Below are 14,789 nucleotides of genomic sequence, written 5' to 3' on the forward strand. Positions count from 1 at the left end.
CGGTGAGGCGACGTGCGAGGATGGGGCGTCCGCGCACCGGGGCCGAGGAGAATGGCCTTGTCGACGGGGTCCCGCGGTTCGAGCGGAGCCGCGGTCCCGGGGGGAGGTGCGCCGGGCGTGTCGGACGGCAGTGAGGCGAAAGGACCGGAGCGTACGTGAGCGAGAATCAGAACCTCCTCGCGGAGCAGCGGCGCGCCCTGATCCTGGACGAGGTGCGGCGCCGGGGCGGGGTCCGCGTCAACGAGCTGACCCGCAAGCTCGGCGTGTCGGACATGACGGTCCGCCGCGACCTCGACGCGCTCGCCCGTCAGGGCGTGCTGGAGAAGGTGCACGGCGGCGCGGTCCCGGTGGTCGAGGCGAGCACGCACGAGCCGGGCTTCGAGGCCAAGTCGGGGCTGGAGCTCAGCGCCAAGGAGGACATCGCGCGGGCCGCGGCCAAGCTGGTCGCGCCGGGCGCGGCGATCGCGCTGTCGGGCGGTACGACGACGTACGCGCTGGCGCACCAGCTGCTGGACGTGCCCGATCTGACGGTGGTCACCAACTCGGTGCGGGTGGCCGACGTCTTCCACGCGGCGCAGCGCAGCTCGGGCCCCCGGCAGGGCGCCGCGACGGTGGTGCTGACGGGCGGGGTGCGCACTCCGTCCGACTCGCTGGTCGGGCCGGTGGCCGACCAGGCGATCGCGGCGCTCCACTTCGACCTGCTCTTCCTCGGTGTGCACGGGATATCGCTGGAGGCGGGCCTGTCGACGCCGAACCTGGCGGAAGCCGAGACCAACCGGCGGCTGGTGCAGTCGGCCCGGCGGGTCGTGGTGGTGGCCGACCACACCAAGTGGGGTGTGGTGGGTCTGAGCTCGTTCGCGCGGCTGGAGCAGATCGACACGCTGGTGACCGACGCGGGCCTGGACGAGGGGGCGCGCGCGGAGGTCTCGGAGCATCTGCGGCTGATCGTGGCGGGCGAGCCGGAGAACGGCGACTGAGTCAGCCGCTCCGGAAGAGGTGACCTCCCCGCCGACCTGGCGACGGCGGGGCGGGCGCGAGGCCCTGGTCCCGGCCCTCAGTCGGGCCAGACGCCCGTGAGCAGCAGGGACTCGATCGCCGCGCTGTACGGCTCGATGTCCAGGCCCTGTTCGGCCAGCCAGGCGTCGGAGTAGTACTTGTCCAGATACCGGTCCCCCGGGTCGCACAGCAGCGTCACGACGCTGCCCTGCCGTCCCTCGGCCACCATCTCGGCGACGATCTTCAGCGCGCTCCACAGGCCGGTGCCGGTCGAGCCGCCCGCCTTGCGGCCGATGACCCGCTCCAGGGCGCGTACGGCCGCGACGCTGGCCGCGTCGGGCACCTTCATCATCCGGTCGACGGCCCCCGGGACGAAGCTGGGTTCCATCCTGGGACGCCCGATGCCCTCGATGCGGGAGCCGCAGTCACAGGTGACGTCCGGATCGCCGGTGGTCCAGCCCTCGAAGAAACAGGAGTTCTCCGGGTCGGCGACGCAGATGCGGGTGTCGTACTGCATGTAGTGGACGTAGCGCGCGATGGTCGCCGAGGTGCCGCCGGTGCCGGCCGTGGCGACGATCCACGCCGGCTCGGGAAACCGCTCCATCCTCAGCTGCCGGAAGACGGATTCGGCGATGTTGTTGTTGCCGCGCCAGTCCGTGGCCCGTTCGGCGTAGGTGAACTGGTCCATGTAGTGGCCGCCGGTCTCGGCCGCCAGTCGGGCCGACTCTGCGTACATCGTGCGGGGGTCGTCCACGAAGTGGCACTGGCCGCCGTGGAACTCGATCAGGCGGATCTTCTCGGCGCTCGTCGTGCGCGGCATGACGGCGATGAACGGCACGCCGATCAGCTTGGCGAAGTACGCCTCGGAGACCGCCGTCGAGCCGCTGGACGCCTCGATCACCGGGCGGCCCGGCCGGATCCAGCCATTGCACAGGCCGTAGAGGAACAGGGAGCGGGCGAGGCGGTGCTTGAGGCTGCCGGTCGGGTGCGTCGACTCGTCCTTCAGGTACAGGTCGATGCCCCACCGCTCGGGCAGCGGGAAGCGGAGCAGGTGCGTGTCGGCCGAGCGGTTGGCGTCGGCCTGGACTCTGCGGACGGCTTCTTTCAGCCACGCTCGGTAGGCGGCATCGGTGCGATCGACATCGAGGGTGACGCCGGTGCGGGTCTGCTGGGGAGTGGTCACGAGGGGCTCCTTACGCTGCGCGCCGACGGCGCGTCGCGCGGCCGACACACCGATGATAAACACCCGGCGCACGCTTCTCACCTGCATAAACGTGCCTTTGAGCCCCCCAAAGCGCCCCCTGGGGCAGGGGGCGGTGCACGGGGGCGCGCGGACCCGGGGCGTACTCGGGGGCGTGCTCCGGGCGCTCCGGACCGGATCGTCACCCGGGGTGGTGTTCGGCGGCGGCTGGGGGCAGACTGCGTCGGGTCGGGCCGAGGTCCCGCCGGGGCACACTGGGCCACGACAGTAGCCGGTGCCGGGCCGGCGGGACGGACGTACGGTCCGGCACACCGACGCGCACAAGGGGGCGGGTGACATGGCGGAGCCGGAGTTCACGGCCAGGGGCGTGCGGATCGGGAAGCGGCTCCGTTCGCTCACCCGGGCCGGGCAGGTCCGGATCAGCGACGGCAGACTCCAGCTGCTGACCAGCTACGGCAGTGAGATCGACAGTGCGCCGGTGCAGGCGGTACGGGCGTCCAAGCCGTGGTTCGTCCCCGAGGACCGGGCGCTGGCCGACCTCAACGGCCAGCGGTACCTGCTCACGCTCGGGGAGCAGGACCCCGCGCCGGGCGAGCCCGGGCCGCCGGCGGCGCGCCGGTTCATCGAGGCCGTGCGCCGTGCGGCGGGGCGCGACCGCTGAGATGTCCGCGAGTTGCGCTCCCTCACCCCCTGCGTCACGCTGGTCTCACGTCACTCTGGGTTTACCGGCGATAACGCTGCGAACCAGCCCGCCGGCCACGACAGCGGGCGGCAGTGTCACGCAGGCGCCCTGCTGGATCCGTCTTCCGTGTTCTTCCGGACGTCCTTCGGGACCTCACGTCGGGGAGTCGCAGCCGTGATCAGTCACCCAAGCAGGCACTGCACGGTGGAGCTCCAAGCCCTGCCGTCGCGGATCGGCCAGGTCCGCAGAATCGTATCTGCGCAGTTGCGCTACTGGCATCTGGACTCCCTGATCGACCGGGCCTCGCTCGGTGTGACGGAGCTGTTGTCCAACGTCCACCGGCACGCCCAGCCGGACAAGACGTGCACCGTGGAGATAGAGCTGGACCTCGGCCGGCTCAAGGTCTCGGTGCGCGACCACGATCCCCGTCTGCCGGTGGTGGACGACGCCGAGCCGCTGGCGACCTGCGGGCGCGGGCTCGCGATGGTGGCCGCGGTGAGCGAGAGTTGGGGCGCGCGGCCGGACGGCGAGTCCGGCAAGGTCGTGTGGTTCACGCTGCCCACGGCCTCCCCCGCAGTCGCGCCGCCGGCGCGCCCGCTGCGGCGTGCGGTGCAGGACGCTGCCGCTCGGCGGTTCGCGGAGGTGGCTCCCGCCACGGAAGCCCTCCGGCCCGACCACGCTCCCGCCCGGTCCGCCGTAGCAGGCTGACCGGGCGGTGACCTTGCCACCGGCGGGGCGGGGGCTGCGGCTCTCGCCCGGGCGGGCGGGTGGTGCGGCTTTTCGCGGACCGGCTGGGGCTGACGGCCGCGGGTTGGGTGGAGGCTGCGGGCTGACGGGCCGTAGGTTGGGCTGGAAGCGGCGGGCTGACGCCGCGGGCCGGGAAGGAAGCCGCAGCGCGACAGGCCGTAGGGCGGGATGAAAGTCGCGGGATCGTCAACCATGCCCCCCAACGCGCGGGCGGGCCACCGGCGTCCTCCGGTCGGGGCAGCAAGCCGGACCCCGGCCGAAGCGCGCGTGATCGCGGATCAGCCGTAGTCGCCGCGTTGGGCCCGGCGCAGGATGTCGCGTTCCCGGCCGCTCTGGGTGCCGAGTGAGTCCTCGTGGTCGATGACGAGGGTGTCGTCGGCCGGCTGGGCCCGTACCCGCGCCCCGTAGTCGTCTGTTGCCTTCACCAGGGCAGCGTCCTCATGAACAGCGGGCCAGCTCTGGATCAGATACGCCTCCACGACTTCATCCACCAGCGTCAAGTCGACGGCCCTGTCCCTGCCCCGCGCGTGGACGCGCAGCCGGTAGGAGCCGGGACCCTGGGACGCCAGCGAGGGCAGCTCCGCCGGGTCGTCCATGAAAGGGGTCACGAGCAGTTCCCCGGAGGGTGAGTGACATGAGATCTCAGCGATCTCTTCCCAGTCCCGAGCCGGGTCGGGCCGCTGGGGGTGCGGCTCGACGGTGACGTGGACGTCTCCGGTGTGGATTCCGGTCGTCACTTCGATGGCTCCGCCAGTGGCGGACACCAGGCCGGTGCGGTTTGCGTCCAGGTCGTCGGCCACAGGCCCTTGCGGGTCCGTGATCTGGAAGACGTGGTACTCAACGCCCACCAGGGCTGTACGCGTGCGGGCTGGATCGTTCACGGTGGCCTCCTCCGATGTCATCCGGCTCGTAGCACAGGCGGTCGGCCCGGGGGGAACGACCAAGCCAGGTGGGCTTCGCCGAGTGCCGCCCCTGCACCGCCTCAGGTCGTGCCGTCCCTCGCCGCGCGGCCGAACTCCTCGTTCAGTACGGACAGGCGGCGCCAGTACTCGTCCTCGTCGATCTCGCCGGAGGCGAAGCGGTGGCCGAGGACGGCGATGGGTGAGTTCTCCTCGACGCGCGGCCGCCAGGGCCCACGGCGGCCGCGCCCGGCCGTGCGGCGCAGCAGGGCGATGCCGCCGCCGATGACCAGGGCCCAGATGAGCGGGAAGAACAGGAGCCACGGGCCGGGCCCGCCGTCGCCGAAGTGTGCCAGGGTCTGCATGGTGTCCAACTCCTCGGGATGCGCTTGTCTGCGTCACCTCCGAGGGTCGTCCCGCAGGGGGTGCCCGGTCGTCGTACGGGCGGCGGCAGTGTGTGTACCTCCTGGGGAGTAAGACGACTGTAACTACTAGTATGTACACTGCTGTCATGAGCACCTCCGAGCGACTGATCGAGTCCACCCGCGAGCTGCTGTGGGAGCGCGGCTACGTGGGCACCAGCCCCAAGGCGATCCTGGAGCGCGCGGGCGCGGGCCAGGGGAGCATGTACCACCACTTCAAGGGCAAGCCGGACCTCGCCCTGGCCGCGATCCGGCGCACCGCCGAGGAGATGCGGGCTGCCGCCGAGAAAGTGCTCGGCGGCAGCGGAACGCCGTACGAGCGCATCGAGGCGTATCTGCGGCGCGAGCGGGACGTGCTGCGCGGTTGTCCGGTCGGCCGGCTGACGATGGATCCGGACGTGATCGCCAGCGACGAGCTGCGCGCCCCGGTCGACGAGACGCTGGACTGGCTGCGGGAGCGGATCGCCGGGATCGTCGAGGAGGGCAAGGAACAGGGCCAGTTCGCTTCCGGCCTGGACGGCCGGGAGGTCGCCGCGGCCGTCGTCGCCACCGTCCAGGGCGGCTACGTCCTGGCCCGCGCCTCCGGTTCGCCCGCCGCGTTCGACGCGGGCGTGCGGGGGCTGCTGTCGCTGCTCCATCCCCGTACCGCCTAGAGACCTACTGCTGAGGAGGCACCCGCGTTGCACGCGATGCAGTACGAGATCACCCTGCCCGCGGACTACGACATGGGCATCATCCGGGACCGCGTCGCCCGCCTCGGGCACGCGCTCGACGACTGGGAGGGGCTCGGGATCAAGGCGTACCTGATGCGCGAGCGCGGCAGGGACGGCTCGCCGGTCAACCAGTACGCCCCGTTCTACCTGTGGAACACGGTGGAGGGCATGAACTCCTTCCTGTGGGGCGGCGGTTTCCAGCGGCTCAGTGACGACTTCGGGCGGCCGCGGGTGCGGCAGTGGACGGGGCTGGCCTACGAGGAGGGCGGTGGCTCGTCCGCCGCTCACGCGGTGCGCAGGCGTCAACCGGTGCCGGAGGGTGTGCCGTTGGCCGACGTCGTGGCGGACGCGGTGGGCGAGGTACGGCGGTTGGCGGATCAGGACGGCGCGGTGCTGGCGTCGGCCGCCGTGGACACCGGCCGCTGGGAGCTGGTGGTGTTCTCGCTGTGGGCGCACGAGGAGCCGAAGGCGGACGGGGAGGTGTTCCAGGTGCTGCACCTCTCGGCGCCCGGCCGGGACCGGCTGCCCCGAGGGCGACAGTGGTGAGCGCGGTGCGCACGGTGCTCGGGGACGTACCCGGCGAGCGGCTCGGCGTGTGCGACGCGCACGACCACCTCTTCTTCGGCAGCCCTCGACTGCCCGGCCAGGAACTGCGGGACGTGGCCGCGGCACGGGGCGAGCTGGCCGCGTTCCGGGCGCTGGGCGGCGGCGCGGTGGTGCAGTGGACGCCGTACGGCATGGGGCGGCGGGCCGCCGATCTGCCGGCGCTGTCCCGGGAGAGCGGGGTGCACGTGGTGGCCGCGACCGGACTGCACCAGGCCGCGCACTACGACGAGCAGACGCTGACCGGGGTGCGCGGGCGGCTCGCCGAGCTCTTCGTCGCCGAACTGAACGACGGCATCGGGACGTCGGGCGTCCGGGCCGGACTGATCAAGGTCGCGGGCGGGTTCCACGGGCTGGACGCGCACGCCCGCTGGACGATGACGGCGGCGGCCGAGGCCCACCACGCCACCGGCGCGCCGATCGCCGTGCACCTGGAGCTGGGCACCGCCGCACTGGACGTACTGGACCTGCTGTGCGGGGAGTTGGAGGTGCCGCCGCACCGGGTGGTGCTCGGGCATCTGAACCGCTGCCCCGACCCCGTCGTGCACCGGCAGGCCGCCCGGTCCGGCTGCTACCTGGCCTTCGACGGGCCGTCCCGCGCGCACCACGCCACCGACTGGCGGATGCCCGAGGCCGTGCGGGCCCTGGCCGAGGCCGGTTTCGGCGACCGGGTGCTGCTGGGCGGCGACACCACGACGGCCGCCGCCCGCTCGGTGAACGGCGGCCCGGGCATGCCGTATCTGCTGCGCCGGATCGGCCCGCGGCTCGCCGTGGAGCTGGGCGAGGACGCGGTGCGGCGCATCCTCACCCGGAACCCGGGCCGGGCGTTCGCCGCCGACTGGCGCTGACGACGGGTCAGCTGCCCTTGACCGCGCCCCAGCCGTGCCAGCGGTCGACCTCGATGCGGGCGCTGACCCGGCCCCGGTCGCGGACCGGGTACGGCTTGCCCATGTAGTGCTGGGACAGACGGTCGATGTCGGCCAGGTCCTCGTCGTCGTAGAGCTCGACGACCCGGCCGATGAGGGTGACGTGGGTGTACCAGTCGTCGGCGGCGAGGACGGTCAGCGTCACGCGCGGGTCGCGGCGCAGGTGCTTGAGCCGGACGCGGCCCTCGTCCATGTTGACGAGCGCCCGCCCGTCCGCCCACTCGTACCAGGTGGCGGCCGAGACGGGGGTGCCGTCGGAGCGCAGGGTGGCGATGACGCACGGGTTGGGGCGGCGCAGCAGCGCGTCGGCCTCGGGCGGGAGCGGGGGCTTGGCCATGAGGGGTCCTCCGTTTCGTCGGGGGGTCAGTGCGTGTTCGTCGGGGGTGATCAGTGCGTGGGCTGGTCGTCGAAGCTGGCGAAGTAGGCGGCCGCCATGTCCTCGTCCCCGTGGCCCTGGGCGGCGGCGCGCTCCAGCCGCGCGGCGCCGGCGGCGGCGAGGTCGAGGCGCACGCCGTGGGCGGTGCCGGCCCGCACGATCAGGCGGGCGTCCTTGGCGGCGGTGTCCACCGCGAACTGGGCCGGGGTCAGCCGGCCGTCCAGGATCAACTGGGCCTTGGCGCGCAGGTAGCCCATGTCGAGCGGGCCGCCCGCGATGAGGTCGAGGAAGCTGTGCGGGTCGACGCCGAGGGCCTGGGCCAAGGCCAGGGTCTCGCCGGTGGCGGCGGAGGCGGCCAGCACCCAGCTGTTGGCCACCAGCTTCAGCCGGGTCGCGGTGCCCGCCGCCCCGTCCTCGCCGGTCCACACGGTGCGGACACCGACGGCGTCGAAGACCGGTGTCACCTTCTGCCGGCCCTCGACCGGGCCGGCGGCCAGTACGACGAGCTCACCGGCCTCGGCGGGCCGGCGGGTGCCGAGCACGGGGGCATCGTAGAAGACCAGGCCGTGGTCGCGGGCGAAGGCGGCCAGCTCGGCGACGCCCTCCAGACCCGCGGTGGTGGACTGCGCCCAGACGGTGCCGGACCGCAGGGCGGGCGCGGCCCGGCGCATCACGTCCAGGGTGGCGGGGCCGTCGTGGAGCATGGTCAGGACGACATCGGCGTCCTCGACCGCCGCCGCAGGGCTGTCGGCGATGTGCGCGCCGTCGGCGGCGAGCGGCTCGGCCTTGGCGCGGGTGCGGTTCCAGGCACGCACGCGGTGTCCGGCGCGGGCCAGGTTGCGGGCCATCGCCGCGCCCATGATGCCGGTGCCCAGGACGCTCACGGTGAGCTGGTCGGTCATGACGTCGGCTCTCTGTTCTGCTGCGTGGTTGCTGTCTGCGGGCCAGCCTGCCCGATCCCCCCGCGCTGACCTCGCAGGCCACACCGCTCCTGCCCCGCATCGGCCGCGTCACGCCACCACGCACCGGGGAACGGGCCGAGGCCGGCGGGTCAGGTGAGGGCCCCCAGGGGGTCGTCGAGGACCGGCTGCCAGGCCAGTTCGGCGGCGCCCACCAGGCTGTTGTGGTCCAGGGTGCAGGCGAGGATCGGGACGCCCCCGCTCTGGCCCCACAGGCTGCGGTCGGCGACGACCGCGCGCAGCCGCTCCGGGTCGGCGTCCAGCAGGGTGCGGTGCAGGCCACCGAGGATGATCCGGTCGGGGTTGAGGATGTTCACCAGGCCCGCGAGGCCGAGGCCGAGGCGGTCGATGAGGGACTCGGTGGCGGTGCGCACGGCAGGGTCGTCGTAGTGGTCGCGGATCAGGTCGTTCGCCTGTTGCAGCAGGGACACCTCCGGGCCGGGGTCGCGTCCGGCAGCCGTGAGGAAAGCCAGCGGGTCGGCCTCCACGTCGAGGCAGCCGCGGCTGCCGCAGTGGCAGGGGCGGCCCTCCGGGTTGACGGTGAGGTGGCCGACCTCCAGCGCCAGTCCCGCACTGCCGGTGTGCAGACGGCCGTCGAGGACCAGCGCGCCGCCGACGCCCCGGTGGCCGGTGGCGACGCAGAGCAGGTCGCGGGCGCCGCGGCCGGCGCCGTGCCGGTGCTCGGCGAGCGCGGCGAGGTTGACGTCGTTGGCGGTGAAGGCGGGCCCGTCGAGGCCGGCCGCGCGGACCTGCTCGGCGAAGATCTCCCGGACGGGCGCGCCCGCGGGCCAGGCCAGGTGCAGCGGGTTCAGCGCGAGCCCGTCCGGCTCGGCGACCGCCGACGGCACGGCGAGTCCGGCACCCACACAGCGCCGCCCGGTCTGCCGCAGCAGCTCGGCGCCGGCTTCGACGACGGAGGCGAGCACCTTCGCCGGGTCGGCGTCGACGACCTCGCAGCCCGGCGCGGTGGCCACGATCCGGCCGCCGAGCCCGACCAGGGCCGCCCGGAAGCCGTCGGCGTGCACCTGCGCGGCGAGCGCGACCGGCCCGTCCTCGGCGACCGCGAGCCGGTGCGAGGGCCTGCCCTGGGAGCCGGCCGCCGCGCCGGGGCGTGCGTCGACCCGGATCAGCCCGAGCGCCTCCAGCTCGGCGGCGACCGCACCGGCCGTGGCCCGGGTCACCCCCAGTTCGGCGGTGAGCACGGCACGGGTCGGGGCGCGTCCGGTGTGCACGAGCTCCAGCGCGGGCCCGAGCGCGCCGCGCCCCCTGTCCAGCCGCGTCCTCGAGGTGGTCCCATCCCCCGCCGGCCGGGGGTCCGCCTTCCCGCTCATGAGGGCGAGTCTCCCATGATCCGGTCACAAGCCACTGACGCGGAGCGTGATGTTGAGCCGCCCGGTCAGGCCCAACTCGGCTGGCGCGGTGCCCGGATGCACCCGCGGCACGCCGTGGTAGGCCAGCCGGGACGGGCCGCCGAAGACGAACAGGTCGCCGCTGCGCAGCTCGATGTCCGTCCAGGGCCGGGTGCGGGTCTGCGTGGTGCCGAAGCGGAAGACGCACGTGTCGCCGAGGCTCAGCGACACCACGGGCGCGCCGGACTTCTCGTCGCTGTCGCGGTGCATGCCCATCCGGGCGTCCGCGTCGTAGAAGTTGATCAGGGCGATGTCGTACGCGGCCGTCGTCGCCTCGCTGGGGCCGAGGGCCTCGGTGACGGCGCGGCGGGCGAGGTCGCCGAGCCAGCCGGGGAACGGCTTCACCGGGGCGCCGTCGCCGTCGACGGCCGTGCGGGCGTAGCCGTACGGGTACCAGTGCCGGCCCAGGCAGACCTGCCGGGCGGTCATCGTGCCGCCGCCGGGGGTGCGGACCGTGCGCAGTCCGGCCGGCGGGCGGGCCCACTCCCGGCAGGCCGCCAGCAGCGCGCGCTGGGCCTTCGCGTCCAGCCAGTCCGGTACGTGCACCGCGCCGGGCGCGACCCGCGTACGGGTTCTGGGGAACAGCTCGGCGTCCATGGGTCCCATCCTGCCCGACCGGGGCTGAGCTGCGGCTCGGCTAGCCTGGACGCACGATGACCGACCGTATGACGACGCCGTGGGGCGAGCTCGCGCTGGCCCGTTTCCCCGAGGACCCGCGTGACCGGCTGCGTGCCTGGGACGCCTCCGACGCCTACCTGCTGGGGCATCTCGCCGAGCGGGCCGTCCCGCTGTCCGGGACGGTCGTGGTGCTCGGCGACCGCTGGGGAGCGCTGGTCACGGCCCTCGCGGCGCACCGGCCCGTGCAGATCACCGACTCCTGGCTCGCGCAGGAGGCGACCCGCGCCAACCTGGCCCGCAACGGGGCCGAGCCGGGTGCGGTGCGGCTGCTGACCACGCAGGACCCGCCGCCGGACCGCGTCGACGTCCTGCTCGTGCGGGTGCCGAAGAGCCTGGCGCTGCTGGAGGACCAGCTGCTGCGGCTGGCGCCCGCGGTGCACGAGGGCACGGTCGTCGTCGGCACCGGCATGGTGAAGGAGATCCACACCTCGACGCTGCGGCTGTTCGAGCGGATCCTCGGCCCGACCCGGACCTCGCTCGCCGAGAAGAAGGCCCGGCTGATCTTCTGCACGCCGGACCCCGCGCGGGAGCGGCCCGCCAGCCCGTGGCCGTACGAGTACCGGCTGCCCGACGGGATCGGCCCGGTGTCCGGGCGTACGGTCGTCAACCACGCGGGGGTCTTCTGCGCGGACCGGCTCGACATCGGCACCCGGTTCTTCCTCGAGCACCTGCCGGACACGCGCGGCGCGCGGCGGGTGGCGGACCTGGGGTGCGGCAACGGCGTGGTCGGTACGGCGGTGGCGCTGGCGAACCCCGAGGCCGAGGTGCTGTTCGTGGACGAGTCGTTCCAGGCGGTGGCCTCGGCGGAGGCGACGTACAAGGCGAACGGGGTGCCCGGGCCCGCGGAGTTCCGGGTCGGAGACGGGCTGGCCGGGGTCGCGTCGAGCAGTGTGGACCTGGTGCTGAACAATCCGCCGTTCCACTCCCACCAGGCGACCACGGACGCGACGGCGTGGCGGATGTTCACAGGGGCGCGGCGGGTGCTGCGGCCGGGCGGCGAGCTGTGGGTGGTCGGCAACCGGCACCTGGGGTACCACGTGAAGCTGCGGCGGGTGTTCGGCAACTGCCGGCTGGTCGCGTCCGACCCGAAGTTCGTGGTGCTGAAGGCCGTCAGGAGGGCGTGAGGCACCGGGCCCCGCCGACCCCGGCTCGGCCTCGGTCAACAGCCCTTGGGCGTACGCCCGGTCGATCCCCCGGTGGCGGCAGCGTCCCGGCGCAGGCCGTCTCTCACGCGGTCCGCACCCGGCCGGCCCGGTACCGGCGCCCGTGCCGCCGAGGTGGCGTGGGCGCCGGTTTTCCTTAGGCTGGGGCGGAGGAGGCTGTGATGGGCGTCACGTCAGCGGAGCAGCGGCGCTACGTACCGGTCGCCGAGCACGGTCTGATCGGCGACCTGCGCACGGTGGCCCTGGTGGGGAGCGACGGCACGATCGACTGGTACTGCTGCCCGGCCTTCGACGCGCCGAGCGTGTTCGCCTCGATCCTGGACACGGAGCGCGGCGGCTGTTTCGAGCTGTCGGCGGCGGTGCCGGCGCGGACCAAGCAGTTCTACTTCCCCGACACCAATGTGCTGATCACCCGCTTCTTCACCGGCGACGGGGTCGGCGAGGTGCAGGACTTCATGCCGGTCACCGGGGAGGGGTTCGAGACCGAGCGGCACCGGCTGATCCGCCGGGTGGTGTGCGTGCGCGGTTCGCTGCCGTTCCGTACGCGGGTGGCTCCCCGGTTCGACTACGGCGCCCGGCCGCACACGGTCCGGCTGACCGGCGACGTGGCCGTGTTCGACTCCGGCGAGCTGGCGCTGGCGCTGACCGCGACGGTGCCGCTGGAGCCCGACGGGCCGGATGTGCGGGCGGAGTTCAAGCTGGCCGAGGGCGAGTCGGCGGTGTTCGCCCTGGACCAGGTGGGCGGCCCGGTCTCCCCGCGCGGGTGCGCGCGGACGGAGGCGCAGAGGCAGTTCGCGGCGACGGTGGCGTACTGGCGGCGCTGGCTGGCGGCGTCGCGGTACCGCGGCCGCTGGCGGGAGATGGTGCACCGTTCGGCGCTCACGCTGAAACTGCTCACCTACGCGCCCACCGGGGCGATCGTGGCCGCGCCGACCACGAGCCTGCCCGAGCAGCTCGGCGGGGAACGCAACTGGGACTACCGCTATGTGTGGGTGCGCGACGCGGCGTTCTGTGTGTACGCGCTGCTGCGGCTGGGCTTCACGGGCGAGGCGAAGGCGTTCATGGGGTTCGTGACCCGGCACATCAGCCCGGGCGACGGCCGGGCGTCGGGCCCCTTGCAGATCATGTACGGCATCGACGGCCGCACCGACCTGCACGAGCGCACCCTCGACCATCTGGAGGGGCACCAGGGCTCGGCGCCGGTCCGGGTCGGCAACGCCGCCGCCTCCCAGCTCCAGCTCGACATCTACGGCGCTCTCATCGACTCCATCTACCTCTCCGACAAGTGGGCCGAGCCGGTCTCCAGCGACCAGTGGAACGACGTGTGCGCGCTGGTCGACTGGGTGTGCGCGCACTGGGACCAGCCCGACGAGGGCATCTGGGAGACCCGGGGCGGCCGGAAGAACTTCCTGTACTCGCGGCTGATGTGCTGGGTGGCGATCGAGCGGGGCATCCGGATGGCCAACCGGCGCGGCCTTCCCGCCGACCTGCTCCGCTGGCGGGAGTGCCGCGACACGATCTACCGGCGGATCATGGAGCGCGGCTGGTCCGCGCGGCGCCGCGCCTTCGTCCAGTACGAGGACGGCGACGTGCTGGACGCGGCGGTGCTGATGATGCCGCTGTGCAAGTTCATCGCCCCGACCGACCCCAAGTGGCTGGCCACGCTGGACGCGCTGACCGAGGAGCTGGTCTCCGACTCGCTGGTCTACCGGTACGACCCGCAGGCCAGCCCCGACGGGCTGCGCGGCGACGAGGGCACGTTCTCCATCTGCTCGTTCTGGTACGTCGAGGCCCTCACCCGCGCCGGCCGGCTGGACGAGGCGCGGCTGGCGTTCGAGAAGATGCTGACGTACGCCAACCATCTCGGGCTGTACGCCGAGGAGATCAGCCACACCGGGGAGCAGCAGGGCAACTTCCCGCAGGCGTTCACGCACCTGGCGCTGATCAGCGCGGCGGTCAACCTGGACCGGGCGCTGGGCTGACGCCCCGGCGGGCGTTTCAGTGTCCGTGGCCGTCGGAGGGGTGCTCCTGCTGAGGGGCGCGGGTGGTGGCTTCCCCGGCCCGGACGGTGAAGGCCGCCGTGTGGACCTTCCCGTCGTGCTTGAAGTCCAGGAACAGGCGGTAGCTGCCGCTGCTGGGGGCCGTCGCCGTGAACGAGATGTCCGGGCCGGGCCTGGTGGTGCCGTCGCCGGGTTCGCCGTTCGGGTGGACGTGCAGGTAGGCCAGGTCGCCGGAGCGCAGGGCGACCAGGTGGCCGTACGCGCCGAGGTAGGGCTGGAGGTCGGTGACGGGCCTGCCGGCGCGGGAGACCTTGAGGGTGAGTTCGCTCGCCTTGCCCGGGTGCAGGGCCCCGGCCAGCTCGACCTGGTAACCGCCGGTCCGCGCCGTGCTGCTGGGGGCGGGGAGCTCCTTGGGGTCGTACGGCCCCGCGACGGCGAGGTCCGCTCCGAGGGTGAGGTTTCCGATGCCCCGCTGCGCCGGGGTGAAGTCGGCGAAGACCCGGTAGCCGCCCGCCCGGGGCAGGTCGACGGGGGTGCTCCAGGTGCCGTCGGCGGCGCGGGTGGGGTGCAGATGGCGGTAGGTGGTCAGGTCGCGTGAGGCGACGATGAGGTGGAGTTCCTTGTCGTGCTCGCGCTCGTAGGCAGTGACGGCGCGGCCGTTGCCGTCGCGGACGGTGAAGCGCAGGTCGGCGCGGTGCCCGGCGGTCACACGCGGCGTCCGCAGGTCGAGGGTGTAGCCCTGCTGGGAGATCTGGAGGCCGCCGGCCGGGGGTGTCTCGTGTCCGGCGTGGCCAGGGTGCCCCGGGTGCCCGCCGCCGCGCTCGGCGCTGGGTGCGGGTCCGGTGTGTGCGTCCTCGTGCTTCGGCGCGCTCTCGGTGACCACGGGGTCGAGGCTCTGGCCGACGCCGTAGGCCGTGCCGAAGGTGGCCGCCACTGCGGCGGCGAACGCGGTGATCTTCAGTCCGGTGTTCATGGCCGTCATTTCCTCGGGGATCGGGGTCGCGGGCTCGGAATG

At 73.5% G+C, this 14,789-nt stretch carries 16 protein-coding genes; 8 read left to right on the forward strand and 8 right to left on the reverse strand.

Going from position 1 to position 14,789, the window contains the following annotated elements; translation table 11 throughout:
• Nucleotides 1-155 precede the first annotated feature (155 nt).
• Nucleotides 156-977, forward strand: a complete 822-nt coding sequence (locus AB0K80_RS15875) for a DeoR/GlpR family DNA-binding transcription regulator (RefSeq protein ID WP_365669777.1) — start codon at nucleotides 156-158, stop codon at nucleotides 975-977.
• A gap of 77 nt (nucleotides 978-1,054) precedes the next feature.
• Here AB0K80_RS15875 and AB0K80_RS15880 read toward each other — a convergent pair whose 3' ends face one another.
• A complete protein-coding gene (locus tag AB0K80_RS15880) occupies nucleotides 1,055-2,179 on the reverse strand; it encodes a PLP-dependent cysteine synthase family protein (RefSeq protein ID WP_365669779.1) in 1,125 nt (374 codons plus the stop codon).
• Nucleotides 2,180-2,534: 355 nt separating this feature from the next.
• On the opposite strand from AB0K80_RS15880, the gene AB0K80_RS15885 reads away from it, so the two are divergent.
• Both AB0K80_RS15885 and AB0K80_RS15890 read left to right on the forward strand, forming a co-directional pair.
• Complete coding sequence (locus tag AB0K80_RS15885) at nucleotides 2,535-2,858, forward strand: hypothetical protein (RefSeq protein ID WP_365669781.1); 324 nt, start codon at nucleotides 2,535-2,537, stop codon at nucleotides 2,856-2,858.
• Nucleotides 2,859-3,053: 195 nt separating this feature from the next.
• Nucleotides 3,054-3,587 carry an ATP-binding protein gene (locus AB0K80_RS15890; RefSeq protein WP_365669783.1) on the forward strand — a complete coding sequence of 178 codons (534 nt, stop codon included), beginning with the start codon at nucleotides 3,054-3,056 and terminating at the stop codon, nucleotides 3,585-3,587.
• 317 nt (nucleotides 3,588-3,904) lie between these two features.
• On the opposite strand, the gene AB0K80_RS15895 is transcribed toward AB0K80_RS15890, so the two are convergent.
• Nucleotides 3,905-4,507, reverse strand: coding sequence for a hypothetical protein (locus AB0K80_RS15895; protein ID WP_365669785.1), 603 nt, complete (start codon nucleotides 4,505-4,507; stop codon nucleotides 3,905-3,907).
• Between the two features lie 101 nt (nucleotides 4,508-4,608).
• Nucleotides 4,609-4,890 carry an SHOCT domain-containing protein gene (locus AB0K80_RS15900; RefSeq protein WP_365669787.1) on the reverse strand — a complete coding sequence of 94 codons (282 nt, stop codon included), beginning with the start codon at nucleotides 4,888-4,890 and terminating at the stop codon, nucleotides 4,609-4,611.
• A 131-nt stretch (nucleotides 4,891-5,021) separates the two neighbouring features.
• Between AB0K80_RS15900 and AB0K80_RS15905 the strand changes: the two genes are divergently transcribed.
• From AB0K80_RS15905 to AB0K80_RS15915, 3 genes are read left to right on the forward strand one after another with little or no spacing between them, the layout of a single operon-like run.
• Nucleotides 5,022-5,600 carry a TetR/AcrR family transcriptional regulator gene (locus AB0K80_RS15905; RefSeq protein ID WP_365669789.1) on the forward strand — a complete coding sequence of 193 codons (579 nt, stop codon included), beginning with the start codon at nucleotides 5,022-5,024 and terminating at the stop codon, nucleotides 5,598-5,600.
• A gap of 27 nt (nucleotides 5,601-5,627) precedes the next feature.
• Nucleotides 5,628-6,206, forward strand: a complete 579-nt coding sequence (locus AB0K80_RS15910) for a DUF4865 family protein (RefSeq protein ID WP_365669791.1) — start codon at nucleotides 5,628-5,630, stop codon at nucleotides 6,204-6,206.
• A complete protein-coding gene (locus AB0K80_RS15915) occupies nucleotides 6,203-7,111 on the forward strand; it encodes a phosphotriesterase (RefSeq protein ID WP_365669793.1) in 909 nt (302 codons plus the stop codon). The genes AB0K80_RS15910 and AB0K80_RS15915 overlap by 4 nt, the downstream gene beginning before the upstream one ends.
• 7 nt (nucleotides 7,112-7,118) lie before the next feature.
• Here the strand turns inward: AB0K80_RS15915 and AB0K80_RS15920 are convergent, their stop codons facing one another.
• The 4 genes from AB0K80_RS15920 to AB0K80_RS15935 form a co-directional block, all read right to left on the reverse strand.
• On the reverse strand, nucleotides 7,119-7,526 hold the full coding sequence (locus AB0K80_RS15920; RefSeq protein ID WP_365669795.1) for a PPOX class F420-dependent oxidoreductase: 408 nt from the start codon (nucleotides 7,524-7,526) through the stop codon (nucleotides 7,119-7,121).
• Between the two features lie 50 nt (nucleotides 7,527-7,576).
• Nucleotides 7,577-8,467 carry an NAD(P)-dependent oxidoreductase gene (locus AB0K80_RS15925; RefSeq protein ID WP_365669797.1) on the reverse strand — a complete coding sequence of 297 codons (891 nt, stop codon included), beginning with the start codon at nucleotides 8,465-8,467 and terminating at the stop codon, nucleotides 7,577-7,579.
• 149 nt (nucleotides 8,468-8,616) lie between these two features.
• Nucleotides 8,617-9,855: an ROK family protein gene (locus tag AB0K80_RS15930; protein WP_365669799.1), complete on the reverse strand. Its 1,239-nt coding sequence runs from the start codon at nucleotides 9,853-9,855 to the stop codon at nucleotides 8,617-8,619.
• Between the two features lie 24 nt (nucleotides 9,856-9,879).
• A complete protein-coding gene (locus AB0K80_RS15935; RefSeq protein ID WP_365669801.1) occupies nucleotides 9,880-10,530 on the reverse strand; it encodes an alpha-ketoglutarate-dependent dioxygenase AlkB in 651 nt (216 codons plus the stop codon).
• 68 nt (nucleotides 10,531-10,598) lie between these two features.
• Between AB0K80_RS15935 and AB0K80_RS15940 the strand changes: the two genes are divergently transcribed.
• The gene (locus AB0K80_RS15940) at nucleotides 10,599-11,735 is read left to right on the forward strand and encodes a methyltransferase (RefSeq protein WP_365670283.1); all 1,137 of its coding nucleotides are present in this window, start codon (nucleotides 10,599-10,601) and stop codon (nucleotides 11,733-11,735) included.
• A gap of 200 nt (nucleotides 11,736-11,935) precedes the next feature.
• Nucleotides 11,936-13,756, forward strand: coding sequence for a glycoside hydrolase family 15 protein (locus AB0K80_RS15945; protein ID WP_365669803.1), 1,821 nt, complete (start codon nucleotides 11,936-11,938; stop codon nucleotides 13,754-13,756).
• Nucleotides 13,757-13,772: 16 nt separating this feature from the next.
• On the opposite strand, the gene AB0K80_RS15950 is transcribed toward AB0K80_RS15945, so the two are convergent.
• The gene (locus AB0K80_RS15950; RefSeq protein ID WP_365669805.1) at nucleotides 13,773-14,747 is read right to left on the reverse strand and encodes a hypothetical protein; all 975 of its coding nucleotides are present in this window, start codon (nucleotides 14,745-14,747) and stop codon (nucleotides 13,773-13,775) included.
• Nucleotides 14,748-14,789: the final 42 nt, after the last annotated feature.

It is taken from the genome of Streptomyces sp. NPDC052682 (assembly GCF_040678435.1).
GTDB lineage: Bacteria > Actinomycetota > Actinomycetes > Streptomycetales > Streptomycetaceae > Streptomyces.

Coding starts and splice junctions, on each gene's coding strand:
- AB0K80_RS15945 (WP_365669803.1), top strand. CDS start 11,936: ATGGGCGTCACGTCAGCGGAGCAGCGGCGCTACGTACCGGTCGCCGAG.
- AB0K80_RS15950 (WP_365669805.1), bottom strand. CDS start 14,747: ATGAACACCGGACTGAAGATCACCGCGTTCGCCGCCGCAGTGGCGGCC.
- AB0K80_RS15905 (WP_365669789.1), top strand. CDS start 5,022: ATGTACACTGCTGTCATGAGCACCTCCGAGCGACTGATCGAGTCCACC.
- AB0K80_RS15920 (WP_365669795.1), bottom strand. CDS start 7,526: ATGGCCAAGCCCCCGCTCCCGCCCGAGGCCGACGCGCTGCTGCGCCGC.
- AB0K80_RS15900 (WP_365669787.1), bottom strand. CDS start 4,890: ATGCAGACCCTGGCACACTTCGGCGACGGCGGGCCCGGCCCGTGGCTC.
- AB0K80_RS15940 (WP_365670283.1), top strand. CDS start 10,599: ATGACGACGCCGTGGGGCGAGCTCGCGCTGGCCCGTTTCCCCGAGGAC.
- AB0K80_RS15885 (WP_365669781.1), top strand. CDS start 2,535: ATGGCGGAGCCGGAGTTCACGGCCAGGGGCGTGCGGATCGGGAAGCGG.
- AB0K80_RS15930 (WP_365669799.1), bottom strand. CDS start 9,855: ATGAGCGGGAAGGCGGACCCCCGGCCGGCGGGGGATGGGACCACCTCG.
- AB0K80_RS15935 (WP_365669801.1), bottom strand. CDS start 10,530: ATGGACGCCGAGCTGTTCCCCAGAACCCGTACGCGGGTCGCGCCCGGC.
- AB0K80_RS15925 (WP_365669797.1), bottom strand. CDS start 8,467: ATGACCGACCAGCTCACCGTGAGCGTCCTGGGCACCGGCATCATGGGC.